At 67.3% G+C, this 26,792-nt stretch carries 25 protein-coding genes and 1 riboswitch; of the genes, 14 read left to right on the forward strand and 11 right to left on the reverse strand.

Annotation, left to right across the window (positions count from 1 at the left end):
• The 4 genes from K410_RS0114415 (at position 1) to K410_RS0114430 (ending at position 4,767) form a co-directional block, all read left to right on the forward strand.
• A complete protein-coding gene (locus tag K410_RS0114415; RefSeq protein WP_028135536.1) occupies positions 1–1,014 on the forward strand; it encodes an ABC transporter ATP-binding protein in 1,014 nt (337 codons plus the stop codon).
• Entirely contained in the window at positions 1,011–2,015 is a 1,005-nt protein-coding gene (locus K410_RS0114420) for an ABC transporter ATP-binding protein (protein ID WP_028135537.1), read from the forward strand. Before K410_RS0114415 ends, K410_RS0114420 begins: the two co-directional genes overlap by 4 nt.
• A gap of 55 nt (positions 2,016–2,070) precedes the next feature.
• On the forward strand, positions 2,071–3,564 hold the full coding sequence (locus K410_RS0114425) for an ABC transporter substrate-binding protein (protein ID WP_028135538.1): 1,494 nt from the start codon (positions 2,071–2,073) through the stop codon (positions 3,562–3,564).
• 342 nt (positions 3,565–3,906) lie between these two features.
• On the forward strand, positions 3,907–4,767 hold the full coding sequence (locus K410_RS0114430; RefSeq protein ID WP_049820043.1) for a L,D-transpeptidase: 861 nt from the start codon (positions 3,907–3,909) through the stop codon (positions 4,765–4,767).
• Positions 4,768–4,831: 64 nt separating this feature from the next.
• Here K410_RS0114430 and K410_RS0114435 read toward each other — a convergent pair whose 3' ends face one another.
• Both K410_RS0114435 and K410_RS0114440 read right to left on the reverse strand, forming a co-directional pair.
• Positions 4,832–5,458 (reverse strand): alpha/beta hydrolase, encoded by a 627-nt coding sequence (locus K410_RS0114435; protein ID WP_028135540.1) that lies wholly within the window; start codon positions 5,456–5,458, stop codon positions 4,832–4,834.
• Positions 5,455–6,393 carry a ring-cleaving dioxygenase gene (locus K410_RS0114440; RefSeq protein ID WP_028135541.1) on the reverse strand — a complete coding sequence of 313 codons (939 nt, stop codon included), beginning with the start codon at positions 6,391–6,393 and terminating at the stop codon, positions 5,455–5,457. Before K410_RS0114440 ends, K410_RS0114435 begins: the two co-directional genes overlap by 4 nt.
• A gap of 129 nt (positions 6,394–6,522) precedes the next feature.
• Here K410_RS0114440 and K410_RS0114445 point away from each other — a divergent pair, with 129 nt between their 5' ends.
• A complete protein-coding gene (locus K410_RS0114445) occupies positions 6,523–7,431 on the forward strand; it encodes a LysR family transcriptional regulator (RefSeq protein WP_028135542.1) in 909 nt (302 codons plus the stop codon).
• A gap of 26 nt (positions 7,432–7,457) precedes the next feature.
• On the opposite strand, the gene K410_RS0114450 is transcribed toward K410_RS0114445, so the two are convergent.
• The 6 genes from K410_RS0114450 to cobU all read right to left on the reverse strand — a co-directional run bounded on the left by K410_RS0114450 (position 7,458) and on the right by cobU (position 13,692).
• Positions 7,458–7,766: a barstar family protein gene (locus tag K410_RS0114450; protein WP_028135543.1), complete on the reverse strand. Its 309-nt coding sequence runs from the start codon at positions 7,764–7,766 to the stop codon at positions 7,458–7,460.
• Between the two features lie 19 nt (positions 7,767–7,785).
• On the reverse strand, positions 7,786–10,479 hold the full coding sequence (locus K410_RS0114455) for a hybrid sensor histidine kinase/response regulator (protein WP_028135544.1): 2,694 nt from the start codon (positions 10,477–10,479) through the stop codon (positions 7,786–7,788).
• Positions 10,476–11,507 carry an ABC transporter substrate-binding protein gene (locus K410_RS0114460; protein WP_028135545.1) on the reverse strand — a complete coding sequence of 344 codons (1,032 nt, stop codon included), beginning with the start codon at positions 11,505–11,507 and terminating at the stop codon, positions 10,476–10,478. The genes K410_RS0114455 and K410_RS0114460 overlap by 4 nt, the downstream gene beginning before the upstream one ends.
• A 265-nt stretch (positions 11,508–11,772) precedes the next feature.
• Positions 11,773–12,405: a 5,6-dimethylbenzimidazole synthase gene (gene bluB, locus K410_RS0114465; RefSeq protein WP_028135546.1), complete on the reverse strand. Its 633-nt coding sequence runs from the start codon at positions 12,403–12,405 to the stop codon at positions 11,773–11,775.
• Between the two features lie 4 nt (positions 12,406–12,409).
• The gene (cobS, locus tag K410_RS0114470) at positions 12,410–13,192 is read right to left on the reverse strand and encodes an adenosylcobinamide-GDP ribazoletransferase (RefSeq protein ID WP_028135547.1); all 783 of its coding nucleotides are present in this window, start codon (positions 13,190–13,192) and stop codon (positions 12,410–12,412) included.
• Positions 13,189–13,692 carry a bifunctional adenosylcobinamide kinase/adenosylcobinamide-phosphate guanylyltransferase gene (cobU, locus tag K410_RS0114475; protein WP_028135548.1) on the reverse strand — a complete coding sequence of 168 codons (504 nt, stop codon included), beginning with the start codon at positions 13,690–13,692 and terminating at the stop codon, positions 13,189–13,191. Before cobU ends, cobS begins: the two co-directional genes overlap by 4 nt.
• A 121-nt stretch (positions 13,693–13,813) precedes the next feature.
• On the opposite strand from cobU, the gene cbiB reads away from it, so the two are divergent.
• On the forward strand, positions 13,814–14,755 hold the full coding sequence (gene cbiB, locus K410_RS0114480) for an adenosylcobinamide-phosphate synthase CbiB (RefSeq protein ID WP_028135549.1): 942 nt from the start codon (positions 13,814–13,816) through the stop codon (positions 14,753–14,755).
• Positions 14,756–14,766: 11 nt separating this feature from the next.
• Entirely contained in the window at positions 14,767–15,732 is a 966-nt protein-coding gene (gene cobD, locus K410_RS0114485; protein ID WP_028135550.1) for a threonine-phosphate decarboxylase CobD, read from the forward strand.
• On the opposite strand, the gene K410_RS0114490 is transcribed toward cobD, so the two are convergent.
• Together K410_RS0114490 and cobO are read right to left on the reverse strand one after the other, a co-directional pair.
• Positions 15,721–17,169, reverse strand: coding sequence for a cobyric acid synthase (locus K410_RS0114490; protein WP_028135551.1), 1,449 nt, complete (start codon positions 17,167–17,169; stop codon positions 15,721–15,723). The genes cobD and K410_RS0114490 overlap by 12 nt on opposite strands.
• Positions 17,170–17,174: 5 nt before the next feature.
• Complete coding sequence (gene cobO / locus K410_RS0114495; protein WP_028135552.1) at positions 17,175–17,810, reverse strand: cob(I)yrinic acid a,c-diamide adenosyltransferase; 636 nt, start codon at positions 17,808–17,810, stop codon at positions 17,175–17,177.
• 40 nt (positions 17,811–17,850) lie between these two features.
• A riboswitch (cobalamin riboswitch) is annotated at positions 17,851–18,070 on the forward strand.
• A 94-nt stretch (positions 18,071–18,164) separates the two neighbouring features.
• On the opposite strand from cobO, the gene K410_RS0114500 reads away from it, so the two are divergent.
• Genes K410_RS0114500 through cobJ form a run of 7 tightly spaced genes read left to right on the forward strand, consistent with a single transcriptional unit; the run spans position 18,165 to position 26,072 of the window.
• Positions 18,165–18,539 carry a DUF1636 family protein gene (locus tag K410_RS0114500; RefSeq protein WP_028135553.1) on the forward strand — a complete coding sequence of 125 codons (375 nt, stop codon included), beginning with the start codon at positions 18,165–18,167 and terminating at the stop codon, positions 18,537–18,539.
• On the forward strand, positions 18,536–19,570 hold the full coding sequence (gene cobW / locus K410_RS0114505; RefSeq protein WP_028135554.1) for a cobalamin biosynthesis protein CobW: 1,035 nt from the start codon (positions 18,536–18,538) through the stop codon (positions 19,568–19,570). Before K410_RS0114500 ends, cobW begins: the two co-directional genes overlap by 4 nt.
• Positions 19,570–22,818 carry a cobaltochelatase subunit CobN gene (cobN, locus tag K410_RS0114510; protein ID WP_028135555.1) on the forward strand — a complete coding sequence of 1,083 codons (3,249 nt, stop codon included), beginning with the start codon at positions 19,570–19,572 and terminating at the stop codon, positions 22,816–22,818. Before cobW ends, cobN begins: the two co-directional genes overlap by 1 nt.
• On the forward strand, positions 22,815–23,978 hold the full coding sequence (gene cobG, locus K410_RS0114515; RefSeq protein ID WP_028135556.1) for a precorrin-3B synthase: 1,164 nt from the start codon (positions 22,815–22,817) through the stop codon (positions 23,976–23,978). The genes cobN and cobG overlap by 4 nt, the downstream gene beginning before the upstream one ends.
• Entirely contained in the window at positions 23,978–24,607 is a 630-nt protein-coding gene (locus tag K410_RS0114520) for a precorrin-8X methylmutase (RefSeq protein WP_028135557.1), read from the forward strand. Before cobG ends, K410_RS0114520 begins: the two co-directional genes overlap by 1 nt.
• Before the next feature lie 2 nt (positions 24,608–24,609).
• Complete coding sequence (locus K410_RS0114525) at positions 24,610–25,341, forward strand: precorrin-2 C(20)-methyltransferase (protein WP_028135558.1); 732 nt, start codon at positions 24,610–24,612, stop codon at positions 25,339–25,341.
• Complete coding sequence (cobJ, locus tag K410_RS0114530) at positions 25,338–26,072, forward strand: precorrin-3B C(17)-methyltransferase (protein ID WP_028135559.1); 735 nt, start codon at positions 25,338–25,340, stop codon at positions 26,070–26,072. The genes K410_RS0114525 and cobJ overlap by 4 nt, the downstream gene beginning before the upstream one ends.
• Here the strand turns inward: cobJ and K410_RS0114535 are convergent.
• Positions 26,048–26,791 carry a cobalt-precorrin-6A reductase gene (locus K410_RS0114535; protein ID WP_028135560.1) on the reverse strand — a complete coding sequence of 248 codons (744 nt, stop codon included), beginning with the start codon at positions 26,789–26,791 and terminating at the stop codon, positions 26,048–26,050. The genes cobJ and K410_RS0114535 overlap by 25 nt on opposite strands.
• Between the last annotated feature and the right edge of the window lies 1 nt (position 26,792).

A 26,792-nucleotide genomic window follows, 5' to 3' on the forward strand; every position in this document is an offset into this window, starting at 1 on the left:
ATGACCGAGCGCTCCGACATGCCGCTGATCGAAGTTGAGAATCTCGGCGTCCGCCTCAACACCAGTCGCGGGCCGGCGCAGGCCGTACGCGGCCTCAGCTTCTCGCTGAAGCGCGGCGAGACGCTCGGGCTCGTCGGCGAGTCCGGTTGCGGCAAGTCGATCACCGCAATGTCGCTGATGGGACTGCTGCCAGATAGCGCCGTGGTCTCGGGCAGCATCAAGCTCGACGGCCACGAGCTCGTGGGATTGCCGGATGCGGATTATTGCCGCCTGCGCGGCAACCGTATCAGCATGATCTTCCAGGAGCCGATGACCGCGCTCAACCCGATGCACACGATCGGCGATCAGGTCGCCGAGCCGCTGCGGCGGCACAAGACATATTCGGCGGTGCAGGCGCGCAGAGAGACGATCGCCTTGCTCGACCGCGTCGGACTGCCCGATGCTGTCAGGCGCGTCGATGCCTATCCGCACCAGTTTTCCGGCGGCCAGCGCCAGCGCATCACCATCGCGATGGCGCTCGCCTGCGAGCCGGACCTCTTGATCGCGGACGAGCCGACCACCGCACTCGACGTCACCATCCAGGGACAGATCCTCGACCTCATTGCCGATCTCGTCGAGGAGCGCGGCATGTCGATGATCCTGATCTCGCACGATCTCGGCGTCATTGCCGAGAACGTGCAGCGCATGATGGTGATGTATGGCGGCGCCGTCGTCGAGAGCGGACCGACCGACGAGGTCTTCCGCCGCATGGGCCATCCCTACACGCAGGGCCTGTTCCGCGCGCGGCCGAAGCTCGGCGCACGCAAGGGGACGCGGCTGCAGACGATATCGGGCACGGTGCCGGAGCTGGCCGATCTGCCGACGGGGTGCACCTTCTCCGACCGCTGTCCGCTGGTGATCGATGCGTGTCGCGCCGCACTGCCGCCGATGGTGGAGGTCGGACCGCGCCATGGCGTGCGCTGCATCAGGACCGATGTGTCGATGGCAGAACGTGTCGGAGCGCTGACCGCATGACCGCCGCGCCGCTTCTCGACGTGAAGGATCTCGAACAGCGCTATGCGCTGCCGCGGGAAAGCCTGTTTCGTGCGCCGGGCCAGGTGCGTGCGCTCAATGGTGTCAGCGTGCAGGTGGCCGCGGGCAAGAGCCTCGGCGTCGTCGGCGAATCCGGCTCGGGCAAGTCGACCTTCGCGCGGCTGGTGATGGCGCTGGAGCGGCCGACGTCGGGACAGGTCGCGCTGCTCGGGCGCGATCTCAACCGCATCCCCGCCGATGAATTGCGCCGCGCCCGCCGCGATTTCCAGATGGTGTTCCAGGATCCCTACGGCTCGCTCGATCCGCGCCAGACCATCGCGCGCATCGTGGCCGAGCCACTCACCGTGCTGGAGGGAGCCGACCGCTCCACGTTCCGCGACCGCGTCGCCGCCGCGCTGCGCCAGGTCGGCTTGCGCGATGCCGACATGGAGAAGTATCCGCACGAGTTCTCCGGCGGCCAGCGCCAGCGCATCGCCATCGCGCGCGCGCTGATCACCCAGCCCAAGCTGATCGTCGCCGACGAGCCGGTCTCCGCGCTCGACGTCTCCGTGCAGGCCCAGGTGCTGAATCTGATGCAGGATCTTCAGGAGCAGTTCGGCCTCAGCTACATCCTGATCAGCCACGATCTCGCCGTCGTCGACTATCTCTGCGACGAGGTCGCGGTGATGTATCTCGGCCGTATCGTCGAGCAGGGCCGGCCCGAAGACCTTTTCGAGCATTGCGCTCATCCCTATACGCGAGCGCTGCTGGAGGCGGTGCCGCGGGCACGTGCCGGCGGCGGTCGGCGGCGGCGCGGCGGCCAGGCCATCGCCTCGCAATCGGCGGCGGCGGCCGGATGCCCCTATGTCGCGCGTTGCCCGCTCGCCGAGCAGCATTGCCGCGAGGCCCTGCCTGCGTTACGCAAGGTCGGCGAGGGACACCTTGCCGCCTGCCACAGGGCGGAGGCCGTGATGGCGTTGCCGCAGGTCGCGATGGAAGGTTAGTGTCCGGAGCCGGATTGGCGTAGGCTGAAGAACGGAACAGGCCGGGGAGTTACGCATGTTGAGGAAATTGTCGATTGTCGCCGTAGCGGCTGCGCTCGTCGCGGCGCCTTTGCCGGTGCTGGCGCAGAGCAAGAAGGACAGCGTCGTCATGGGGATGACGCTGGAGCCGCCGGGGCTCGATCCGACCAATGCCGCTGCGGCTGCGATCGCCGAGGTCACGCTCTACAACATCTACGAGACGCTGACCAAGATCAACGAGGACGGCTCGGTATCGCCGCTGCTGGCCGAGAGCTGGACTGCTTCGCCCGATCTCAAGACCTACACGTTCAAGCTTCGCAAGGGCGTCAAATTCCACAATGGCGAGCCGTTCGATTCCGCGACGGTGAAGTTCTCCTTCGAGCGCAACGCCGCGCCGACCAGCACCAACAAGGACAAGAGCCTGTTCCAGGCGTTCGAGAAGGTCGACGCGCCCGACGCCGACACGATCGTGATCACCCTGAAATATTCCGAGCCGAACCTGCCGTTCCTGCTGGGACAGGCGAGCGGCTCGATCGTCGAGCCCAAGAGCGCGGCGACCAACGTCACCCAGCCGGTCGGGACCGGACCCTATCAGCTGGGTGCCTGGGCCAAGGGCTCCTCGATCACGCTCAACAAATGGGCCGACTACCGCAACGCCTCCGCAATCAAGCTCTCGAAGGTGACGATCCGCTTCATCTCCGATCCGGCCGCCCAGGCCGCGGCGCTGCTGTCGAACGACGTCGACGCGTTTCCGCGCATCGCCACCCGCGTCGTTGCCCAGTTCAAGAGCGACCCGCGTTTCACGGTGCTGATCGGCGGATCCAGGGCCAAGACCATCGTCGCGATCAATCATCGGAAGAAGCCGCTCGACGACGTCCGCGTTCGCCGCGCCATTCTCGCTGCGATCGACCGCAAGGCATTGATCGACGGCGCCGTCGAGGGGTTCGGCACGCCGATCGGCAGCTTCTACACGCCGGGATCGCTCGGCTACGTCGACACCACCGGCGTCAATCCCTACGACCCCGAGAAGGCCAAGAAGCTGCTCACTGAAGCCGGCGTCACCGCGCCGCTCGAGCTGTCGCTGAAGCTGCCGCCGCCGCCCTATGCGCGGCAGGGCGGCGAGATCGTCGCGGCCCAGCTCGCCAAGGTCGGCATCGTCGCCAAGATCGAGAACGTCGAGTGGGCGCAGTGGTTGTCGCAGGTGTTCGCCGGCAATGGCCCGCACAATTTCGACCTCACCATCGTCAGCCACGTCGAGCCGTTCGATCTCGTCAAGATCACCGAGCCCGACTATTATCTCGGCTACAACAACGAGAAGTTCAACGCGCTCTACAAGCAGATCGTGTCGACACCGGAAGAAGCCGCCCGCGCCAAGCTGCTCGGCGACGCCCAGCGCATGCTCGCCACCGACGCCGTCTCCGCCTATTTGTTTCAGCCGCAATGGCCGACCGTCATCAACAAGAAGCTGAAGGGCGTCTGGAAAGAAGTCCCGCAGTTCGAGAACGATTTCTCGGCCTGGGCCTGGGAGTAGGAACGCGCGACCAAGGCGAGCGCGTCGGTTCAATCTTGGCCTCTTCCCGTCGGGAAGAGGCCAATCGTTTGGCAGGCCCAAAGCAAAAACTGAAAAACAACCCCATGCACAGTAGCCGGGCGTAGTCATTTCAATGGCTTGCGCATTGTGCGTTCGATCGTCGAGGCGGTGCGCGGGGACCATTGTCCCGTCGGGCGAAACAGCGATATTCGAAATTCCTCAGCTGCGGAACCGGAGTCCGCGTTAACCATCGCTGACGGTTTCAATCTGAACGCAATCGCTTCGAAGTTTCTTAAATTTTGCCGGGTTACCTCTGTTGGGCATGGTGACCTGGGGAAGCATATGAGCAAGCGAGCCAAACGCAGGAAGGCGGAGACGCTCGCGATACCGATGGCCGCCAGAGTTGCAATTGGCGCCGTGGCCGTGGCTACATTGGGCTACGGCTTGCTGTCTCGCCCGGCGAGCGTGCAACCGGCACGGAAGCCGTCCGCGCCGCAGGCCCAGGCATCGTCATCCCCGGTCTACGTGGCACCTCCGGTTCATGCATCGGCGCCGCCTCCGGCTCCGATTCCGGCACCGGCGCCTCTGGTCGAGCCTCCAAAAGCTGCTGACGGCCCCGGCGCTTTTGTCCGGCAGGTGGTTGACTATGCGAGCCGCCAGGCGCCGGGCACCGTGATCATCGATACCAAGAACACGTTTCTCTATTTCGTCCTGAACGACACGCAAGCGATGCGCTACGGCATCGGTGTCGGCCGCGAAGGTTTCACATGGTCCGGTGAGCAGACCGTGGCCCGCAAGGCAGAATGGCCGGATTGGCATCCGCCCGCGGAGATGGTCACCCGTCAGCCTTATCTGCCGCGGTTCATGGCAGGTGGCCCCGGCAACCCGCTCGGCGCCCGGGCGATGTATCTGGGCGACACCGAATACAGAATTCACGGCACCAACAAGCCCGATACGATCGGGAAGCGGGTTTCGTCCGGCTGTATCCGGCTCACCAATGAGGATGTCGTCGACCTCTATGAGCGGGTGAAGATCGGCGCGAAAGTGATCGTGCTTCCGACGAGTGCTGCGCGTCGACCATCCCAGGGCGTGCCGTCCGACGCCGCTTTCCGGTTGCCGGACCCGGCATCGCCGTCGAACCGGTCCTTGGCAGCCAACGCGAAGATGCCGTCGTCTGGACCTGACATCGCCGACGCCCGGTAACTCGATTCTCCATCTGAGTGAAGGCGGCGGCGCATCGTTCGGAAAACGATGCGCCACCTCTCTCTCATGCGGCTTTCGCCGCGACATTGCCGATCCAGTCGCGCGCGAGCGTCACGTCCGCTTGCGACAATTGATGGCCCGCCGGCAGGATCCTGTGGGTCACGCTCGCGCCAGCTTGCGAGAGCAGGGCCGCAAGCCTGGCCGAATTGTCGGCCGGCACGATCGGGTCGCCCTGACCGGACAGCAGCAGGATCGGCTTTCCGGCGAGATCCGCCGTTGGCGGATCAGACAGCGGCACCATTGCGCGCAGCAGGATCGCGCCGGCAAGCACTTCAGGCTCCAGCAACAACAGCGCGGCGGCGATGTTGGCGCCGTTGGAGAAGCCGACTGCGACAGGCGCGGCGATGCCGTGGCGCTGCCGCGCTTCGCTCACGAAGTCGCCGAGCTCATGCGCGCGGCGGCGCACGTCGTCCTCGTCGAACACGCCTTCCGCGAGGCGGCGGAAGAAGCGCGGCATGCCGTGCTCGAGCACGCGGCCGCGCGGCGACAGCAGGGCCGAGCCGGGCGAGATCATCTTGCCGAGCCCGAGCAGGTCGTTCTCGTCACCGCCGGTGCCGTGCAGCAGCAGCAGCGGAGGGGAGCCCGCGCGGGTGGCGGGCTCGAAGCGATGGATGAAGGCGCTCTCGGTCATGACACGGTCTCTTCCAGGCTCGGCAGCACGCCCTCGATCTGCTTGCGGTGCTGCTCGAGGAATGCAGGCAGCTTGAGGTCGCGCCCCAGCGTCGCGACGGGCTCGTCGACGGCGAAGCCGGGGATGTTGGTCGCGATCTCGAACAGCACGCCGCCGGGCTCGCGGAAGTAGATCGAGCGGAAGTAGTTGCGGTCCCTCTGCTCGGTCGGATGCAGGCCGTGATTGCTCACGAGCTTTTGCGCCATCCGGCCTTGCTCCGCATCGTCAGCCGCGCGGAACGCGATGTGATGCACCGACCCGCCGCCCTGATGCCCGCGCAAGAATCCCTTGGCCTCGTAGATGTCGACGATGCTGCCTTCGGCATCGCCCGCGGCCTTGAAGCGGATCACCGAGCCCTCGCGGCCGGTCTCCTTGAAGCCGAACACGTCGGTGAGGACGGCGGCGGTCTTCGCCGCGCTGTCGAGCAGCAAGGTCACGCCGTGGAAGCCGCGGATCGCATGCTCGGCCGGCACGTCGCCATTGCTCCAGCCGGGCTCGCCTTCGGCGCCGGGAATGCCGACCAGCGCGAGCGCCATGCCGTCGGGGTCGGTGAACGGCAGCACGGACTCGCCGAAGCGCTTCTCCAGCGCCTCATAGGCAATGCCCTTCTCGGTGAAGCGCTGGGTCCAGTAGCCGAGCGAGCGCTGCGGCACGCGGAAGGCGGTCTGATGGGTCTCGCCGACGCCGCGGCGTCCGGGCGAAACGCCGGCCCAGGGGAAGAAGGTCAGGATGGTGCCGGGGCGGCCGGTCTCATCGCCATAATAGAAGTGATAGGTGCCGGGATCGTCGAAATTGACCGTCTTCTTGACGAAGCGCAGGCCCAGATCCCGCGTGTAGAAGCCAAAATTGCGGATGGGGTCGCCGGCGATCGCAGTGACATGGTGCAGTCCAGACATGGTCGTCCTCCTGAGTTCGGGGGAGCGTCTTGCTCTGGCCGGAAATATTGTTCCGCTTTGGATTGGAGACAATCCATGCAAATATGACGGCTATGTCTACGATTTGGAAACAATCGGCAAAGGCGGCCCTTGGATAAGCTCGGCAGCCTCCGGGCCTTCGTGAAGGTGGTGGAAAGCGGCAGCTTCGCGGAAGCCGGCCGGCAGCTGCGGCTGTCGCGCTCGGCGATCAGCAAGTACATCGCCGACCTCGAGGAAAGCCTCGGCGTCCAGTTGCTGATCCGGACCACGCGGCACGCCAGCCCGACCGAGAACGGCAAGCGCTATTTCGAGCGCGCGCTCGTCATCCTCTCGGAGGTCGAGGCGGCCGACCAGGCGGTGACGCAGGCGCAGTCGGCGCCGCGCGGGCTGCTGCGCGTCAACGCGCCGATGTCGTTCGGCACCATGCGGCTCGGTCCGGTGCTCGCCGATTTCATGGCGCGATATCCGGAGCTGCAGCTGCAGATCGTGCTCAGCGACGATCTGCTCGATCCGGTCCAGGACGGCTTCGACGTGACCTTGCGGATCGCGGAATTGGAATCGTCGAGCCTGATCGCGCGAAAGATCATGCCGGTGGCGCGCATGATCTGCGCCTCGCCGGACTATCTGGCGCGGCACGGCACGCCAAAACATCCGCAGGATCTGCGCGAGCATAATTCGCTGACCTACGGCTTCCTGCTGACCGGCAATCAGTGGAAGCTCACGGGCCGCGACGGCGACCACTGGATCCAGCCGGCCTGGTCGCTCTGCGTCAACAACGCCGAGGTGCTGCGTGACGTCGCGATCAAGGGCAGGGGGCTGGCGCTGCTGCCGGAGTTCATCGCTGCCGATGCGTTGAAGAGGGGCGAGCTGCGAACCGTGCTGGACGATTATGCCGCGCCGCCGCTCGCGCTCTATGCGGTGTACCCGCCGACGCGGCACCTGTCGGTGAAGGTGCGGCTCTTCATCGACTTCCTGGTTGAGCGGTTCGGCCGCGAGGACGAGGGCGTGCAGGCGCGTTGAGGCGGATATCTGTGGACTTGCGCATATCAGCTTTCAATCACGATCCGAATGTCCACGTCCGCGCCGATGCGCACATGCCTGCGCGAATCGTGTTCCGCTATCGCCAACGCAAACTCGTGAAGCGTCTGTGTCAGCTCGGGCGCCAGCGCGACCGAGTTTGCGATCTTGATCACATAGGGCGGCTCGAGACCATTCATCCCGCCGCCGAACATCGAATCGAGAAATGCTCCCAAGATGTCGCCGTGCCATTCCGGCGCTCCAATCGCGACCTTGAGCGCGCGTCGAAAATCTCGAGCGGCTTTCCAGCTGCTCGCGTCGAGTTCAATTTTGTGCATGGCGTGTCGAAGGCGATGTTCAGCCGACAGTGCGCTGCTCTTCCGGCCGTAGCAATTCCTCCAGCGCGCCCATCGAGGCCTCCCGAAGCGCTGCGAGCCAGCGCGCGGCATCTTCGCATTCGGCAGGAGACAACGAGGGCGCCGCCAGCTCGACCTCGCGGCAGCGTTCGGACAGGCGGACGAGGCCGAGCGCGCTGGCGGCGCTGCCGAGCTGGTGCGCGGAACGCGCCAGCTGCTTGTGATCGCCGGCCGCCGCGGCGCTGACGATGTCGGCGATGAGCCTGTCGCTGGTTGCTTGCAGCAGATGGTGCAGCTTTGCGATCTGGGTCGGGCCCAGCAGCTCCCGCTGGTCGTCGAGAAAATGCCGGTGGATCAAGGCGCCCGTGGCGAGCTGCGCGGCGGCCGGCTCGGCTTCCGGATCGTCCTCGATCGCCTCGCGCAACGCGCCGATCAGGATCGGCTTGCCGATGATCCGGACGATGCCGGCGTCCGCGAGCCGCTCGCGCGCGCCGGACGATACGTCCGCCGTCACGGCGATGATACGCGGGATGTCTGGCAGATCGAGCGCGCCGATCCGGGTCGCAGCTTCGACGCCATCCATGTCGGGCATGTGCAGATCCATCAGGATGACGTCGAACGGACGATCGCGAGCGAGCGCGACGGCCGATGCGCCGTTCCTGGCGATCGTGGGGTGATGGCCGAGCCGCTTCAGGATCGCTTCCCCGACCTCGCAATTGACGGGATCATCGTCGACCAGCAGCACGCGGCGCAGCCGCGACGGCGGCGGCAGCACGCCTTGCGCGATGCCGCTTGCGGCCAGGCCCAGCGGCACCTCGAAGCTGAACGTGCTGCCCGCGCCCGGCGTGCTCGCAACCGTCAACTGGCCGCGCATCAGGCGGACGAGGCGCCGCGCGATCGCAAGGCCGAGGCCCGTGCCGCCGAACCGCCGCGCGATGCTGTCGTCGGCCTGGACGAAATCCTCGAAGATTCGCTCGTGCATGTCGGGCGCGATGCCGATGCCGGTATCGCGAACGGTGATACGCAGCAGGACGTGATCGTCGTGCCGCTCGGCGGCTGCGGCCACGGCGATCCCGCCCGACGGCGTGAACTTGACGGCGTTGCCGATCAGGTTGAGCAGGATGCGATTGAGCCGGACGGGATCGCCATGCACCGAGGCGTGGACCGACGCATCGCAGGCGAGATCGAAGGTCAGTCCTTTGCCGAGGGCCTGCGGACGCATCAATTCGGCGGCGGTCTCGATCAGCTGGTCGAGGCGGAAATTGCGCGGCTCCAGCGTCTCCGCACTGGCCTCCAGGCGCGCATATTCGAGGATGGTGTCGACCAGGGCGATCAGCGTCTCGCCCGACGCGGCCGCGGTCGCAAGGTGGCGCCGCTGCGCCTCGCCGAGGCTGCCGTCGTCGAGCAGTTGCAGCACGCCTATGACGCCGTTCAGCGGCGTGCGCAGCTCGTGGCTGACGACGGCGAGGAAGCGCGACTTGGTCTCGTTGGCCGCCACCGCCGCGCTGCGCGCACGCTCGGCGGAATCGTGCTCGGCGAGGGCGTGATCGCGCGCCTTCTCCAGCTCGGAGGTGCGCTCGATCACCTTGCGCTCGAGCGTCGCGTAGGACTCGCGCAAGTGCGCCGCCATCCGGTTGAACTGGTCGCCGAGCGCTTCCAGCTCGTCGCCGGTTCTGATCGCGAGCCGCAGACCGAGGTCGCCGCTGCCGATCCGCCGCGCGCCCTGCGTCAGCAGCTGGATCGGCCCGGTCATGCGCCGGCTGAGGAAGAACGAGACCAGCACCGCACCCACCAGCAGGACGGCGAGGAGAAAGGTCGAACGGCCGATCGATGCATAGATCGGCGCATAGGCTTCGCTGAGCGGCAGCTCGACGAACACCAGCCAGCCGAGCGAGGGCACCGTCGCATAGGTCGATAGCACGCGCTGGCCGGTCAGATCCTCCTTGACCAACCCGCCCGAGGGCGGCCCGACGCCGTCGAGCGCGGCGCGCACGTCCGCATGGCCGGACAGATCGCTGCGCTGCAGTGCCCGCCACAGATCGGGATGGGCGATCAGGACTCCCATGCGGTCGACCACATAGGCCTTGCCGGTGTTGCCGACCCTGATCCCGGTGACGAGGTCCCAGATGAAACGCAGATTGACCTCGGCGACGATCACGTTCGGATGGCGGCCGGTGCCGCGCGTGGCGAGCGTCATGAACGGCTCGGTGTCGGCGAAGAAATAGACCGGCCCGTAATAGGCGCGGCTTTCGTTGGCGCCGCGGAAGGCGGGCGAGGCCGACAGATCGGCCTTGCTGCCGATCCGGTCGGCGACACGGCGGGACACGCGCACCTGCTCCAGCCCTTGCGAGTCGAGCTCGGCGATTTCCGCGATCGCCGGCGAGAGGCGGAGGAGACGGATGGCGTCGAGGCGCTCGTCCTCGTTGGTCGACAGCTCCGGCGGCAGGCGCGAGAGCCATCTGATCTGGCTCTCGATCTGGCCGACGAACTGGCCGATCTGGATCGCGGCGGACGCTGCCTGCTCGCGCTGGGTTGCCGCCAGAAGCTGCTTCTGCTCGCGATAGGAGAACCAGACGTCGAAGCCGGTGTTGATGGCGAGCGCGGCAAAGGCGAGGGCGAGGATCGAGTAGAGATATTTGCGGAACAGCCGTCCGGGAGGCGTCCGCAAGTCTCCCTGGTCGCCCGTCCCGTTCACTCGCGGATCTCGTCGGCGCGCGCGAGCAGCGTGAACGGAATGGTCAATCCCAGCGAGCGGGCAACCGTGCGGTTGATCAGGAGCTCGTATTTACGCGGCGACTGCACCGGAAGATCGCCTGCCTTGGTGCCGCGCAGGATGAGGTCGACATAGTCGGCCGAGCGCACTTCCAGCGTCGGCCCGTAGCTCATCAGCCCGCCGGCATCCATGAAGTAGTGGAACGGATAGATCGCGGGCACGCGATGCTTGGCCGTCGCTGTAACGACGGCCTGGCGGTTGACGACAAGGAAGCTGTCGACCAGCGCGATCATCGCAGCCTTGGGCGGTTCGGAGAAACGCCTGACGGCTTCGTCGATCTCCGCCGGCGCGTTGACGGGAGCGGGGACAGCGGACACTCCGGACTGCATCGCCTCCTGCTCGATCGAATCGAGGAAGAAGCGCCCGCCGCGAGGCGTGGTCGCCGGGTTGAACAGGATGCCGACGCGCGCAATGTCAGGAACGGCTTCCCGGATCAGCTGCAGCCATTTGCCGCCCATCTCGGCCGTGCTGCTGGTGAAGCCGGTGACGTTGCCGCCGGGATGCGCAAGGCTCTGGACGAAGCCGTTGCCGACCGGATCGTTGGCGGTCGCAAAGACGACCGGAACGGTTTTCGTGGCGGCAAGGACCGCCGCGGTTTCGATCGTCGATCCCGTCAGGATCACGTCCGGCTTGAGCTCGAGCAGTTCCTGAACGGCCGCCTTCAGCCTGTCCGGTGCGCCGAAGCTCGAGCGCAGCTCGAGGCGGAAATTGACGCCTTCGACCCAGCCGCGCTGCCTCAGGCCGACGATGAGATTGCCGAGGCGAGAGGTCGCGCTGTCGATCATGCTCCGCCTCGTCAGCTCGTCGTCGAGCGGCAATGCGGTCAACGAAGCGACGATCCGCATGCGGTCCGACGTTGCGCCGAGCGCGATCCATCCCGCGGCGGTTGCTCCCGCAAGACGAATGAAGCCGCGGCGATCGACCGCGAGCGCGGAAGGCCGTTCGGTCATGGAGTTCTTTGCATGCTGGCTGGCCCCAGTCCGGATGCTTAGCGCGAACGGCCGGTGTCCACAATTGATCAAAGAATGCCCTTGTGAATGTTCATTCGCAGCGTTTGGCAGCCCAATACCGTATTCGTACGCGGCCCGAGAGCAGCTGTTTCGAACTTAGTCCCCTCGACGGCGTCTTGTAACGCCCTATGATTGCTTCCGGCTTCGCCAAGGCTTCGGCGGGACAAGTCGCTGCGCTCGCGACGACGGAGCATCGTCCGGCGGGCTAACGCCGCAGCGTAAGCTCATCCGCTCCGCGCCGATACTCCCATTTCGCCTGCTCCAGCTCGGGCTGGTCGCATTGGGCTTCCGGATAGCCGATGCAGAGATAGGCGATGAACTTCCAGCCATCTGGCACGTCGAGGATGGCGTGCACGCGATCCGGATTGAGGATCGACACCCAGCCGAGGCCAATGCCTTCCGCGCGCGCGGCGAGCCACATCGCGGTGATGGCGGCCACCACGGAATATTCCGTGGTCTCCGGCATGGTGGCGCGGCCGAGACCGTGGCCGATGTCGCCGGTCTTGTCGGCGAACACCGCAAGATGTCCGGGCGCCTGCTCGAGGCCCGACAGTTTCAGCGTGGCATAGCGCGCGGCGCGCTCGCCGGAATAGCAGCTCAGCGCATCGGCGTTGCACGCCCTGAAATCGTCGATCACGGCGCGGCGGCGCGCGGCATCGTCGACGATGACGAAGCGCCAGGGCTGGCTGAGGCCGACCGAGGGCGAGAGGCAGGCGGTCTCGATCAGGCGGTCCATGGCGCCGTCCGGCAGCGGATCGGTGCGAAAGCGGCGCACGTCGCGGCGCCACACGAACAGCTCGCGCAATTGCCGGCGGAAGCTGTCGTCGAATTCGACCATGAGGTCAGCCTCCGATCTGGAAGGAAGCGGCGACCAGCAGGATGATGGTCTCGCCCAGCTGCTCGAACGCGCCGAGGATGTCGCCGGTCTGCCCGCCGATCTGGCGGATCGCAAGCCGCGCCAGCATCAATCCGGCGAGCGACAGCAGGATGAGGCCGACCAGCGCCTTGCCCGGCCCCAAAGCCAGGACGAGCGCGAGCATTCCGATGGCAATGGCGAGGGCGGTGCTCCGGCCCGGCGGCGCGCCGGCGCTTGCCGACAGACCGTCCGGCCGGGCGGGCGGGACCAGGGCCATGAAGGCCGGGACGCCGGCGCGGGCAACAGCATGCGCGGCGCAAAGCGCGAGTGCGACGGCAACCGGATCGGCGATGGTCGCGAGCGCGCTCCAGCGCAGGCCGAATGAGAGGATCAGCGCGCAGACGCCGTAGGTGCCGATGCGGCTGTCGCGCATGATCTCCAGCTTGCGCTCGCGCGTGCGGCCGCCGCCGAGCCCGTCGGCGGTATCTGCAAGACCGTCTTCGTGCAGCGCGCCGGTGACGAGGGCGGTCGTAACCAGAGCGAGCAGGGCAGCAAGGCTCGGCGTCAGCCCGAACCACATGGCGCCCTTGTAGACGAAAGCGCCGGCGAGGCCGACCAGCACTCCCGCGACGGGAAGCGCCCAGGTCGCGCGCGCGATTGCGCCGTCAGGTGCCGGCTTCGACGATGCCACGGGGAGGATCGTCACGAACGATGCCGCCACCCTGAGATCGGCGACGATGTCTTTGAGAAGATCGGCGCGCGGCATCATTTCAGTTTCATGGGAAGGCCGGCGACGACGAATTCGACTTCATCGGCGGCAGCCGCGATCATCTGGTTCATGTTCCCGGCAGCATCGCGAAAACTGCGCGCCAGCGCGTTGTCGGGCACGATGCCGAGGCCGACTTCGTTGGTGACGAGGACGACGGGGCTCTTCAGACGGGGCAGGGTGCTGGCGAGCTCGGTCACCTCGTGCTCCCAGTCGCGCGTCGCATGCATCAGATTGGAGAGCCACAGCGTCAGGCAATCGACCAGCCGCGCGCCGCCGCCATCGCTTGCGACCAGCGCGGACACGAGATCGAGCGGGACCTCGCGCTCGATCCAGTCGGTTCCGCGGCGCGCGCGATGCTTGGCGATGCGCGCTTCCATCTCGGTGTCGAGCGGCTCGGCCGTTGCGACATAGACGGGCTGCCCGGGAAAGGCGCGCGTGCGCATTTCCGCGCGCTTGCTCTTGCCGGATCGCGCTCCGCCGGTGATCAAGATGACGGTCATCAAGGTCTCCTTCGGGCCTGACTAATCATCAAACGCGGTCAAAGACAAAGCCGAAATCAGGCGCGAAGGGGCTTGCGCTCGCGCCTTGCTTTGCGCAACAGGGGCGGGACAGGAGGCGGGATTGGGCTTTGCGGGCGCGATGGTAGCGGCGATGGCGGTGGATGCCTTCCTGGGCTGGCCGACATGGCTGTTCGCGCGGATCGGTCATCCCGTGACCTGGCTGGGGCAGGTGATTGCGGCCATTGATCGCGGCTGGAATCGCGCCTCCGATGCCCCGGCGCTGCGCCGTGCGGCCGGCATCGCCGGAGCGCTCCTGGTGATTGCAGTCTCCGTCGTGATCGGCTGGATGATTCAATCCTTGCTCCCCAAAGGTTGGATCGAGAGCGTGCTGGTCGGCATCCTGGCCTGGCCGCTGGTCGCGCTGCGTTCGCTGCATGATCACGTCGCTGCGGTCGCGACCCCGTTGCTGGCCGGCGATATCGCCGGCGCCCGCGCGGCGGTCTCGCGGATCGTCGGCCGCGATCCCGCGGCGCTCGACGAGGCCGGCATCGCGCGTGCGGCGATCGAGAGTCTTGCCGAGAACACCTCCGACGGTATCGTCGCCCCGGTGTTCTGGGGCGCGCTGTTCGGCCTTCCCGGCATTCTGGGCTACAAGGCCATCAATACGCTGGACTCCATGATCGGCCATCGCAGCGAGCGGCACGAAGCCTTTGGCTGGGCCGCGGCGCGCATCGACGATGTCGCCAATTTCATCCCGGCGCGGCTGACCGGATTCCTGTTCGTGCTGCTGGCGCCGAGGCGGTCCGAGGCGCTGTCATGCATGACGCGCGATGCGCGCCGTCACCGCTCGCCGAATGCCGGCTGGCCCGAAGCGGCGATGGCCGGTGCACTCGGCGTACGGCTCAGCGGTCCGCGCATCTATCACGGCAGCATCACGAACGAACCCTGGCTCAACGAGGGCGCGCGCGATCCGCTTGCCGCGGATATCGGCGAGGGACTGACGGTGTATCGCCGTGCCATGCTGCTGCTCGCCGGCGTGCTTGCGATCCTGGCCTTCGCGTGAAAGAACGGGGCATGCGCGAGCACGGCGGAAATCTCGATCAAGCCCAAAAGCGTTTTGGCGGACGCGCCGAGGACTGGATCGACTTGTCGACCGGCATCAACCGGTTGCCTTATCCCGTGGGCGAGCTGAGCGCGCGTGCGTGGAGCTCGCTGCCCTCGCGTGCCGAGATCGAGGCGCTGCATCAGGCCGCGCGGCACGCCTATCGCACCAACGCGCCGATCGTCGCGCTTGGCGGCGCGCAGGCCGCCATTCAATTGCTGCCGCAGCTCGCGCCGCCCGGCCGCGCGCGTATCCTCGCGCCGACCTATAATGAATATGCAGGCGTGCTGTCGGCCGCGGGCTGGGATGTGCAGGAGACCGGTGAGCTCGACGCGCTGGCCGGTGCGGACCTCGCCGTCGTCGTCAATCCCAACAATCCCGACGGCCGGAATCATGCGCCGAAGGATTTGTTGGCATTGCTGCCGCGCGTCGGCCGCCTCGTGATCGACGAGAGCTTTGCCGACGCCGTTCCGCTGCTGTCGCTTGCGCCCGAAGCGGATCGGCCGGGGCTGCTGGTCCTGCGCTCGTTCGGGAAATTCTACGGGCTTGCCGGCCTGCGGCTGGGCTTTGCCGTCGGCAATGCCGCCGACATCGCCAGACTCGCTGAGCTCTCGGGCCCGTGGCCGGTCTCGGGCGCAGCAATCGCGATCGGCTGCCGCGCCTTGCGCGACGATGCCTGGGCCGGGGCCACATCCGCGCGGCTTGCGCACGACTGCGTCCGCCTCGACGAGATGGCGCGCGCGCAAGCCTGGACCCCGGTCGGCGGCACACCGCTGTTTCGTCTTTACCGGACTCCTGACGCGCTGGCTGCGCAGGAAAAGCTGGCTCATGGCCATATCTGGTCGCGCGTGTTTGTGCGCGAGCCGACATGGCTGCGCCTCGGGCTTCCCGGCAGCGAAGCCGAATGGACACGCCTCGCCGAAGTGCTAGCGCGCTAGCGCGAGCAGGCCTGCGACGTCGAGATGTTTCTCGATGTGATCGGCGAGCGCCTCGAGCGCGCTTTCGACCCGGCCCATATAGGGCTGGTTGCCGGCGGGAATGTCGAGCCCTGCCAGGTACGCCTTGCGGAAATCATCCGACGTGAACAGGCCGTGCAGATAGCTGCCCTGCACGCGGCCGTCGCGCGAGATCGCGCCCTCGGGCTCGCCGTTCAGCTTTGCGAAGGGGCGGATGCGATCCGGTCCGTCGGTGCGTCCGATGTGGATTTCGTAAGCCTGGATCGTCTGCTTTGTGGCGGCATGCACGGCCGCGACACGCGTCAGCGTCTTCTGCGGGCTCATCACCGTCTCGACATCCAGCAGCCCAAGTCCGGGCGTATCGCCTGCGGGGCCCTCGATGCCATCAGGGTCGGCAACGCTGCGCCCCAGCATCTGATATCCGCCGCAGAGGCCGAGCACGTGGCCGCCGCGGCGATGATGCGCGAGCAGGTCGATGTCCCAGCCCTGCGCGCGCAGGAAGGCGAGATCGCCGCGGGTGGATTTCGAGCCGGGGATGATGACGAGGCGGACGTCGCCCGGAATCGCTTCACCTGGGCGCACCATCACGAGATCGACGCCTGGCTCCAGCTTCAGCGGATCGAGATCGTCGAAATTGGCGATGCGCGACAGCGCCAGGCACGCGATCTTGCATTGGCCGGGCTTGCGCGCATCGCTCAGGCCGAGCGCGTCCTCGGCCGGCAACTCGCCGGCGCGGGCAAACCAGGGCAGCACGCCGAAGCCGGGCCAGGCGGTCTTGTGTTCGATCAGCCGGTAGCCATCGTCGAACAGGGTGGGATCGCCGCGGAATTTGTTGATGACGAAGCCCTGGATTATCGCGGCATCCTCGGGGTCGATCACCGTCTTGATGCCGACGAGCTGCGCGATGACGCCGCCGCGGTCGATGTCGCCGACCAGCACGACGGGCACGTCTGCCTTGCGGGCAAAACCCATATTGGCGATGTCGGCCTTGCGCAGGTTGACTTCGGCCGGACTGCCGGCGCCTTCGACCAGCACGAGGTCGGCGCGCGCCTTCAGCCGCTCGAAACTCTCCAGCACCGCGCTCATCAATGACGGCTTCATCGCGGCATAGTCGCGCGCGCGCATTGTCGCGATGCGCTTGCCGTGAACGATGACCTGCGCGCCGATATCGGTCTCGGGCTTCAGCAGCACCGGGTTCATGTCGGTGTGCGGCTCCACGCCGGCGGCGAGCGCCTGCAGCGCCTGCGCGCGTCCGATCTCGCCGCCATCGATCGTGACGGCCGCGTTGTTCGACATGTTCTGCGGCTTGAAGGGGAGCACGCGCAGGTCCCGCCGGGTGAAGGCGCGCGCAAGGCCGGCCACGATGAGCGATTTGCCCACGTCCGAGCCGGCCCCCTGGATCATCAGCGCACGTGCCATCGGGATCAGAACTCGACGCCGGCCTGCGCCTTGATGCCGGAGCGGAAGGGATGCTTGACCAGCGTCATCTCGGTGACGAGATCGGCGATCTCGATCAGCTCGTCCTTGGCGTTGCGTCCGGTGAGCACGACATGCGTCAGCGGCGGCTTCGAGGTGGTCAGGAAGTCGACCACCTCGGCGATGTCGAGATAGTCGTAACGCAGCGCGATGTTGATCTCGTCGAGCACGACCATGCGCAAGCTTTCATCTGATATCAGTTCCTTGGCCTTCTCCCAGCCGGCGCGCGCAGCGGCGATGTCGCGGGCGCGGTCCTGCGTCTCCCAGGTGAAGCCTTCGCCCATGGCGTGGAACTGGCAGAGCTCGCCGAAATGGCCGGTGAGCAGGCGGCGCTCGCCGGTGTCCCAGGCGCCCTTGATGAACTGCACGACCGCGCAGGGGAAGCCATGGGCGACGCAGCGCACGATCATGCCGAAGGCGGAGGACGACTTGCCCTTGCCGGCGCCGGTATGAACGATGATGAGGCCCTTTTCGCCGCTCTTGGTCGCCATGATCTTGTCGCGGGCGGCCTTCTTCTTCGCCATTTTCTGGGCGTGCCTGGCGTCGGTTTCCTCAGGTGTTTGGGTGTCCGGTTCAGGCGTCATTGGATCCGGTCCTTCGGCTTGACAAGAGGCGGCCACCGGCAAATGGTGGCCCGGCGTTGGTTCCTGTCCTATGACAGGCGAAGAGGGAATGCGATAGGGTCCGAATCGGCAAGATTTGGATCCAAAATGCAGCCGCCCCCGCGACCGTGACCGGAGAGATGCCCAAAGCCACTGATTCCCCAGGGAATCGGGAAGGCGGGGATCGAAGGGCAAAACCCTGCTCCGCAAGCCGGGAGACCTGCCAGCGCGGACGAGTTTTGGACCGGCGGACGGGGTGTTCCGCGACGGGGAAACGGGCCTTCTGACGAATGGTCCGTGTGCCTCATCGCCTCCCGCTGTTATCTGGAAGAGGCGATGACCGTCACACTTCATGTCTGCATCACCTGCCGCGCCGGCCAGACGCTTGGCGAGGGCGAGATCACGCCCGGCAAGCGCCTGCACGGTGCGATCCTCGAGGCCGGCGTGCCCGACGGCGTCAATGTGGTTCCCGTCGAATGCCTGTCGGCGTGCAGCCAAGGTTGTTCCGTCGCGCTGAGCGCGCCCGGCCGCTGGTCCTATGTCTATGGCCGCCTGTCGGAGGCGAACGCGCAGGACGTCGCTGCGGGCGCTGCGGCCTACGCGGCCGCGCCTGATGGCCTCGTGCCCTGGCGCAGCCGCCCCGAAATCTTCCGCAAGCAGTCGCTTGCCCGCATTCCCCCCATCGCAATCGTGCCGGAGGCCGCCGAATGAGCTCGCTCGCAAAAGTTCCGGTCACGGTGGTCACCGGTTTCCTCGGCTCCGGCAAGACGACGCTGATCCAGCATCTGCTCGCAAACCCCGACGGCCGGAAGCTCGCGGTGCTCGTCAACGAGTTCGGCAGCGAGGGCGTCGATGGCGAGATATTGAAGTCGTGCGCCGATGCGAACTGTCCGGAAGAGAACATCGTCGAACTCGCCAATGGCTGCATCTGCTGCACCGTCGCCGACGATTTCATTCCGACCATGGAGCAATTGCTGGCGCGGCCGGTGCGGCCCGATCACATCCTGATCGAGACCTCGGGCCTGGCGCTGCCAAAGCCGCTGCTGAAGGCGTTCGACTGGCCAGAGATCCGCTCGCGCATCACGGTCGACGGCGTGATCGCGCTCGCTGATGCCGAGGCCGTGGCGGCGGGCCGCTTCGCGCCAGATCCTGACGCCGTCGAGGCGCAGCGCGCGGCGGACGACAATCTCGACCACGAGACGCCGCTGTCGGAAGTGTTCGAGGACCAGATCGCCTGCGCCGACATCGTGCTGCTGACCAAGGCGGATCTCGCCGGCAGCGCCGGGATCGAAGCCGCCAAGGCCGCGATCATTGCCGAGATGCCGCGCCGCGTGCCGATGCTGCCCATCACCGACGGCGCGATCGACGCCCGCGTCATCCTCGGTCTCGGCGCTGCCGCGGAGAACGATCTCGCCGCGCGCCCCTCGCATCATGACGGCGAGGAGGAGCACGAGCACGATGATTTTGCTTCCGTCGTGATCGACCTTCCTGAGGTCGCCGACGTCGATGCGCTGGTTGCCTCCGTGCAGCGCCTGGCGCGCGAGCAGAACGTGCTGCGCGCCAAAGGCTATATCGCGGTCGCGGGCAAGCCGATGCGTCTCTTGCTTCAGGCCGTGGGCGAGCGCGTGCGTCACCAGTTCGACAAGCCCTGGGGCGCAGGCCTGAGGCAGTCCAAGCTCGTCGTGATCGGCGAGCACGGCGATATCGATGAGGCCGCGATCAGGTCAGGACTTGGTATCTGATGCACGTCGTCTTCCGCGAGAGCCGCGGTCTGGAGGAGACCGCGACGCCCAGAGACATCGGCCAGGATCCGGCCGATCTTGTGGTGCTCTCGTATTCGGATTCCGACCTTGCGGCGTTCGCGGCCGGCTGGCGCCGTGGCCGGAACAGTCTGCCGTCGCTGCGGCTCGCCAATCTCGCGGAGCTGCGTCATCCGCTCTCGGTCGACACCTATATCGAGAAGACGCTGTCGCAGGCGCGCGGCATTCTGGTGAGGCTGATCGGCGGCGAATCCTATTGGCAATACGGGCTCGCTGCGCTCCAACAGCTTGCGAAGGACCGCAACATCGCGCTCGCCGTGCTGCCGGCCGACGGCCGCGATGACGCGCGGCTCGATTCCTACTCGACCTTGCCGGTGTCGACGCTGCGCCGGCTCAAGGTGCTCTGCGACACCGGCGGTCCGGTCGCCGCGCAAGCGGCGATCGCACAGCTCGCGCTGGCCTCGGGACTTTATGCGGGGCCCGTTACCGGCGAGCTGACGGTGCCGGAAATGGGCTTCTACGATCCCGCGCGCGGCGTCATTGCTGCGCCGGCCTCGAGTGCGGGCAGGCCGCTCGCGCTGGTGACGTTCTATCGCTCCTATCTCACCGCTGCCGACACGGCCCCGGTTGATGCGCTGATCGCGGCGCTGCGCGAGAGGGGCTTTGACTCCTACGGCGCGTTTGTCACCTCGTTGAAAGCGCCCGGCGTCGCCGATTGGTTGCGCGCGCATCTCGCGCAACATCCTCCGGCCGCGATCGTCAACGCGACGGCATTCTCGGCCATCGGCGACGACGGCGCGACGCCGTTCGATCAAGCTTCGTGCCCGGTGTTCCAGGTCGCGCTCGCGACGGCGCGGCGCGAGGATTGGGCAGAGTCGCTGCGAGGTCTCTCGCCCGGCGATCTCGCGATGCATGTGGTGTTGCCCGAGGTCGACGGCCGGCTGTTCGCAGGCGTTGTGAGCTTCAAGTCGGCCGCGATGCGCGACCCCGATCTGCAGTTCTCGCATCTGGCGCACACGCCCGATGCGGGGCGTGTGAAGGCCGTCGCCGCGCGCGTTGCGGCCTGGCATCGCCTTGCAAAGAAGCCCGCCGCCGAGAAACGGCTGGCGATCGTGCTCTCGAACTATCCGGGCCGGCCGCATCAGATCGCCCATGCGGTCGGGCTCGATGCGCTGGCTTCGGTGGAAGTCCTGACGTCGGATCTCGCCGAGGCTGGTTTCGATGTCGCGCGGGTTGATGCGCTCGGTGAGACTCTGTTGAAGCAAAAGCTCACCTGGAGCGTTGCAGAATACCGCGCGGCCCTCTCGCGCCTTCCGCAATCCCTGCAAGACGATCTCGCGCAGGCCTGGGGCGCGCCGGAGCACGATCCGAGCTGCCGCGATGGCGCGTTCCGTTTCGCGGCCATCGCGTGCGGCCGCTCCATCATCGCGGTTCAGCCCGAGCGCGGCGATGCAGTCACGCGCGATGCCGATTACCACGATCTCGCCCGTACGCCGCGCCACGCCTATGTCGCGTTCTATCTCTGGCTCCGTGCGCAGCGGATCGATGTCGTCGTGCACATGGGCGCGCATGGCACGCTGGAATGGCTGCCCGGAAAATCCGTGGCGCTGTCGTCTGCGTGCTGGCCGGAAGCGCTGATCGGCGATCTGCCCGTCATCTATCCCTTCATCGTCAACGATCCCGGCGAAGCCGCGCAGGCCAAGCGCCGCATTGGTGCGGTCACGATCGGCCATCTGCCGCCGCCGCTCGCGCAATCCGCGGTGCCGGAAGGCCTGCGCCGGCTCGAACGCCTGCTCGACGAATATTCGACCGCCGATGGTCTCGATCCCGCACGCCGCCAGCGGCTGATCGCGGCGATCCGCGACGAAGCGCGTGCGGCCGGTCTCGAAGACGATCTCGGCCTCGATGCCTCGGCCGCGCCGGCCGAGGCGATTCCGCGGATCGATCGCTTCGTCTGCGATCTCAAGGAAAGCCAGTTCGGCGACGGCCTCCATGTGTTCGGCCGCGGCGCGTGCGGCGAAGCGGAGCGCGATGCGCTGCTTGCTGCGCTTGGCGGCCAGCGCGTCGCGCCGGGCCCGTCGGGCTCGCCCTATCGCGGCCGCCAGGACGTGCTGCCGACCGGGCGCAATCTCTTCGCCGTCGATCCGCGCGCGGTGCCGACGCCGTCCGCGCATGCGCAAGGGATAAAGCTCGCGGAAGAGCTGCTGCGCCGTCACCTGCAGGATCATGGCGACTGGCCGAAGGGCCTGGTGGTCGATCTCTGGGGCTCGGCGACGATGCGCACGGCGGGCGAGGAGTTCGCGATGGCGCTGCATCTGGCCGGCCTCGCACCGCGCTGGGATCACGCCTCCGGCCGCGTCACCGGTTATGACATCATCGCCCCGGCCGAGCTCGGCCGCCCCCGCATCGACGTCACGCTGCGGGTCTCGGGCCTGTTCCGCGACGTCTTTTCCGGCCTTGCGCAATTGTTCGAGGCCGCTTCCGAGGCGCTCGCCGCGCGCGAGGACGAGGGCGAGGAGAATCCGTATCGCCACCGCGCCTCGCGCGTGTTCGCGCCGCGGCCCGGACAATATGGCGTCGGCCTCTCGGCAATCCCCGACGCGTTCACGCCGGAGACGCGTGAGGCCGCCGGCGAAGCCTGGCTGTCGGCCTCGTCCTGGGCATTCTCGGCCGCCGGCGAGATGCAGTACGATCGCGCCGGCATCGAGGCGCGGCTTGGCTCTGCCGATGCCTTCGTCCACGTCCAGGATTTGCCGGAAACCGACCTGCTGCTCGCCGCCGATTATGCCGCGCATGAAGCCGGCGTGGCGGCCGCCGCAGCGCATCTCGGTGCGGCAGGACCATCGCTCTATCATCTCGACACGACACGCCCCGAGCAGCCGCATGCGCGCACGCTGACCGAGGAGATTTCCCGCGTCGTCCGGGCGCGTGCCGCCAACCCGGCCTGGATCGCCGGCATGATGCGCCATGGTTTCCGCGGGGCCGCCGAGATCACCGCGACGCTGGAGCACATGGCCGCGTTCGCCCATCTTGCCGGCGCCGTGCCGCCGCATCTGTTCGATCTCTATTTCGATGCGACGCTCGGCAATGACGACGTCCGCGCCTTCATGACCCGTGAAAATCCGTCGGCGCTTGCCGCGATGGAGACCTGTTTTGCGCGCCTGCACGATGCGGCGCTGTGGCAGACGCGCCGCAACTCGATCGCGGCGGCGCTGCGGGAGGCCTCATGAGCGCTTCCGCAATCAAGGGCTGGTGTCCCGGCGCGCTGCGCCCAATGCTGTCGGGCGATGGGTTCGTGGTGCGGGTTCGCCCGTTCGGCGGGCGCCTCGAAGCCCCACAGATCACGGGGCTTGCCGACCTCGCCGGGCGGCACGGCAATGGCCTCATCGACGTCACGAGCCGCGCCAATCTCCAGATCCGGGGCGTGAGCGAAGAGAGCCATCGCCCGCTGCTCGACGGCCTTGCGCGACTGCGGCTGCTCGATCCCGACGCTGAGAGCGAAGCCCGGCGCAACATTCTGGTGACGCCGTTCTGGGGCGGCGGCGACGAAACGCAGTCGCTCGCTGCCGAACTGGAGGAGGCGCTCGCCGATTGCGGCCTCGCACTTCCGACCAAGTTCGGCTTCGCCATCGATGACGGCAGGTCGCGGGTGCTCGCCGGCGATTCCGCGGACATCCGCATCGAGCGCGATCGCTCGGGCCGTCTGCTGGTGCGAGCCGACGGTGCGAGGCTCGGCCGCTCCGTCGCGCGCGGCGAGGCCGTGGGCACGGCGCTGGCGCTCGCGAGTTGGTTCATCATCTCGGGCGGCGCGAAGGGCGGGCGAGGGCGGATGGCGGCGCACATCGCGTCCGGTGCGCCATTACCCCAATCGCTGCGGGGCGAGACCGAGCCTGCGCCGGTGATGGTCGCCTCGCGGCCCGGGCACTATCCGCAAGGCGCGATGGTCGGCGTCGCGTTCGGCCAGATGCTGCACACGACGCTGCATCACCTCGCCGGTAGTGGATATGCGCTGCGCATGACGCCATGGCGGATGCTGCTGAGCGAAGGCAGGCGCGAGATGCCGAGCGCGCCGGGTCTCATCACCGAGCCGTTCGATCCTGCACTGCGCGTCATCGCCTGCAGCGGCGCGCCGCGCTGCCGCGAAGCCCATGCCGATACGCGCGCGCTGGCCGCGGCGCTCGCGCCGCGCATCGCCGCCGATGCGCGGCTGCACGTCTCGGGCTGTGGCAAAGGCTGCGCCCATTCCGGCACGGCCGCGGTCACGCTGGTCGCGACGCGCGCCGGCTTCGATCTCGTCCGCGGCGGCTCGACGCGCGATGAGCCGGTGCTGCGTGGCCTGAGCGGCGCCGACATCGTCAGCGACCCCTCCATTCTGGTGGGAGAGAACTGATGCCGCATGTTTACGAGACCGACGGCGCGGCGATCTACCGGCAATCCTTCGCCACCATCCGCACTGAAGCGGATCTTGCCCGCTTCACGCCGGACGAGGAGCAGGTGGTGGTGCGGATGATCCACGCCGCCGGCATGGTCGGTCTGGAGTCGCATGTCCGCTTCACGCCAGGCATGGCGATAGCCGCGCGCACGGCCTTGCAGAACGGGGCGCCGATCCTGTGCGATGCGCGCATGGTCTCCGAAGGGATCACGCGCGCGAGGCTGCCCGCGGCCAACCCCGTCATCTGCACGCTCGGCGACGAGACCGTGCCCGCACTTGCGCAATCGATGCGCAACACTCGTTCGGCCGCCGCGCTCGAGCTGTGGCGGCCGCATCTCGCCGGTGCGGTCGTTGCGATCGGCAATGCGCCGACGGCGCTGTTTCATCTGCTCAACATGCTGGAGGATCGTGACTGCCCGCGGCCCGCCGCGATCATCGGTTGCCCGGTCGGCTTCGTCGGTGCGGCCGAATCCAAGGCGGCGCTGATGGCCGATCCGCCGGCGCCGGCGCTGACGGTCGCGGGCCGCCTCGGCGGCTCGGCGATCACCGTTGCCGCCGTCAATGCGCTGGCGAGCCGGAGCGAATAGCGATGGGACGCATCATTTGCTGCGGTCTTGGCCCCGGCGCCCCTGATTTGATGAGCGTGCGCGCCGATCGCACCGTGCGCAGCGCTAGCCACGTCGCTTACTTCCGCAAGAGGGGCCGGGCGGGCCAGGCCCGGCGCATCGTCGAGGGCATGCTGGCGGCCGGCGTCACCGAATATCCCATGGAATATCCGGTCACGACGGAGATCGCCTTCGACAGTCCGGAATACATCCACTTGCTCGCCGGTTTCTACGATGAATGGGCCGAGCGCCTGGCGCGGCTCGCGCGCGCGGCAGATGTCGTCGTGCTCTGCGAGGGCGATCCTTACTTCTACGGTTCGTTCATGCACCTGCACACGCGCCTGCAAGGCTGCGTCGAGATCGAGGTGATCGCGGGCATTCCCGGCATGGTCGGCTGCTGGAACGGCGTGGGACAGCCGATCGCGCTCGGCGACGACGTGACCACCGTGCTGATGGGCACGCTTCCTGAGGACGAGCTCGAACGGCGCATGCGTGATTCCGATGCGCTCGTCGTCATGAAGACCGGCCGCAATCTTGCAAAGGTGCGCCGTGCACTCAGCTCCGCCGGCCGGCTGGATGACGCCTGGCTGGTCGAGCGCGGCACCATGCCGGGCGAGCGCGTGGTGCGGCTCGCCGAGATCGACGCTGCCGACTGTCCCTATTTCGCGATCGTGCTGGTTCACGGCAAGGGCCGGCATCTGGACGCCGCCGAATGACGGGCTCCCTAACCATCGCGGGCCTCGGGCCGGGCAGCGATGCGCTGGTGACGCCTGAGGTCACGGCTGCGCTTGCGTCCGCGACCGACATTCTGGGCTACGCACCTTACGTCGCGCGCGTGCCGCAGCGAGCGGGGCTCACCCTGCATCCTTCGGATAACCGCGAGGAACTGCAGCGCGCCCGCGAGGCATTGCGGCTTGCCTCCGACGGCGGGCAGGTGGTGGTCGTGTCCTCCGGCGATCCCGGCGTGTTCGCGATGGCCTCCGCCGTGTTCGAGGCGCTCGAACAGGCGCCGCAATATCAGGCGGTTCCGATCCGTGTGCTGCCCGGCATCACCGCGATGCTGGCCGCCGCCGCCCGTGCCGGCGCACCGCTCGGCCACGATTTCTGCGCCGTCAACCTGTCCGACAATCTCAAGCCCTGGGCCGTGATCGAGAAGCGCTTGCGTCTCGCGGCCGAAGCCGATTTTGCGATTGCGATGTACAATCCGCGCTCGGCAAGCCGGCCGGAAGGATTTGGCCGCGCGCTTGCGGTGCTGAAGGACGCGGGCTGCGGCGAACGCGTCGTGATTTTCGCGCGCGCGATCAGCGCGGTTGATGAGAAGATCGAGATCGTGACGCTGAATGAAGCGACGCCGGAAATGGCCGACATGCGCACGCTGGTGATCGTCGGCAATTCGCAGACACGCTGCGTCGGCCGCTGGGTCTATGCGCCGAGGCGGGTCGAATGACCGAGCCATTGCATCACGGCAGTGACGCTCTCGACCCGCCGCCGTTCGGGCAGCGCCGGTCGCGAGATCATGATCACGGGAAGGCCGAGCGTGCGGGCCGCGTCGATCTTGGCGCGTGCGCCGTCGCCGCCGGAATTGCGGGCGACGATCCAGGCGGTGCCGCGCTTGCGCAGCATATCGAGCTCGCAATCAAGTGTGAACGGTCCACGCGAGACGATCACGTCGGCCGTGAAGGGCAGGGGCGCTTCGGGCGGATCGACGAAGCGCAGCGTGTAGCTGTGCTGCGGTTTCGTTGCAAACGGCGCGATATGCTGGCGGCCGATAGCGAGGAACACGTTTGCGGGCGCCTCCGGCAGCGCGGCGACGGCGGCGGTGACATCTGCAACCTCGGTCCATTTGTCGCCGGAGGCCCTGGTCCAAGGCGCGCGCTCCAGCGCGATCAGCGGCGTACAGGTTTGCGCGCACGCTTCGACCGCATGACGGCTCATCTCGGCAGCGAACGGATGCGTTGCGTCGATGACGTGGGTGATTCCCTGACAACGGAGGTAGCCGGCAAGGCCGCTCACGCCGCCGAAGCCGCCGATGCGGGTTGGCAGCGGCTGGTCCGCCGGTGCGCGGGTGCGGCCGCCATAGGAATAAACGGCGTCAAGCCCGGCGCGCGCGATCTCCGCGGCGAGCAGGCTCGCATCGGCCGTTCCGCCCAGTATGAGGGCGCGCATC

It is taken from the genome of Bradyrhizobium sp. 22 (assembly GCF_000482425.1).
GTDB lineage: Bacteria > Pseudomonadota > Alphaproteobacteria > Rhizobiales > Xanthobacteraceae > Bradyrhizobium > Bradyrhizobium japonicum_B.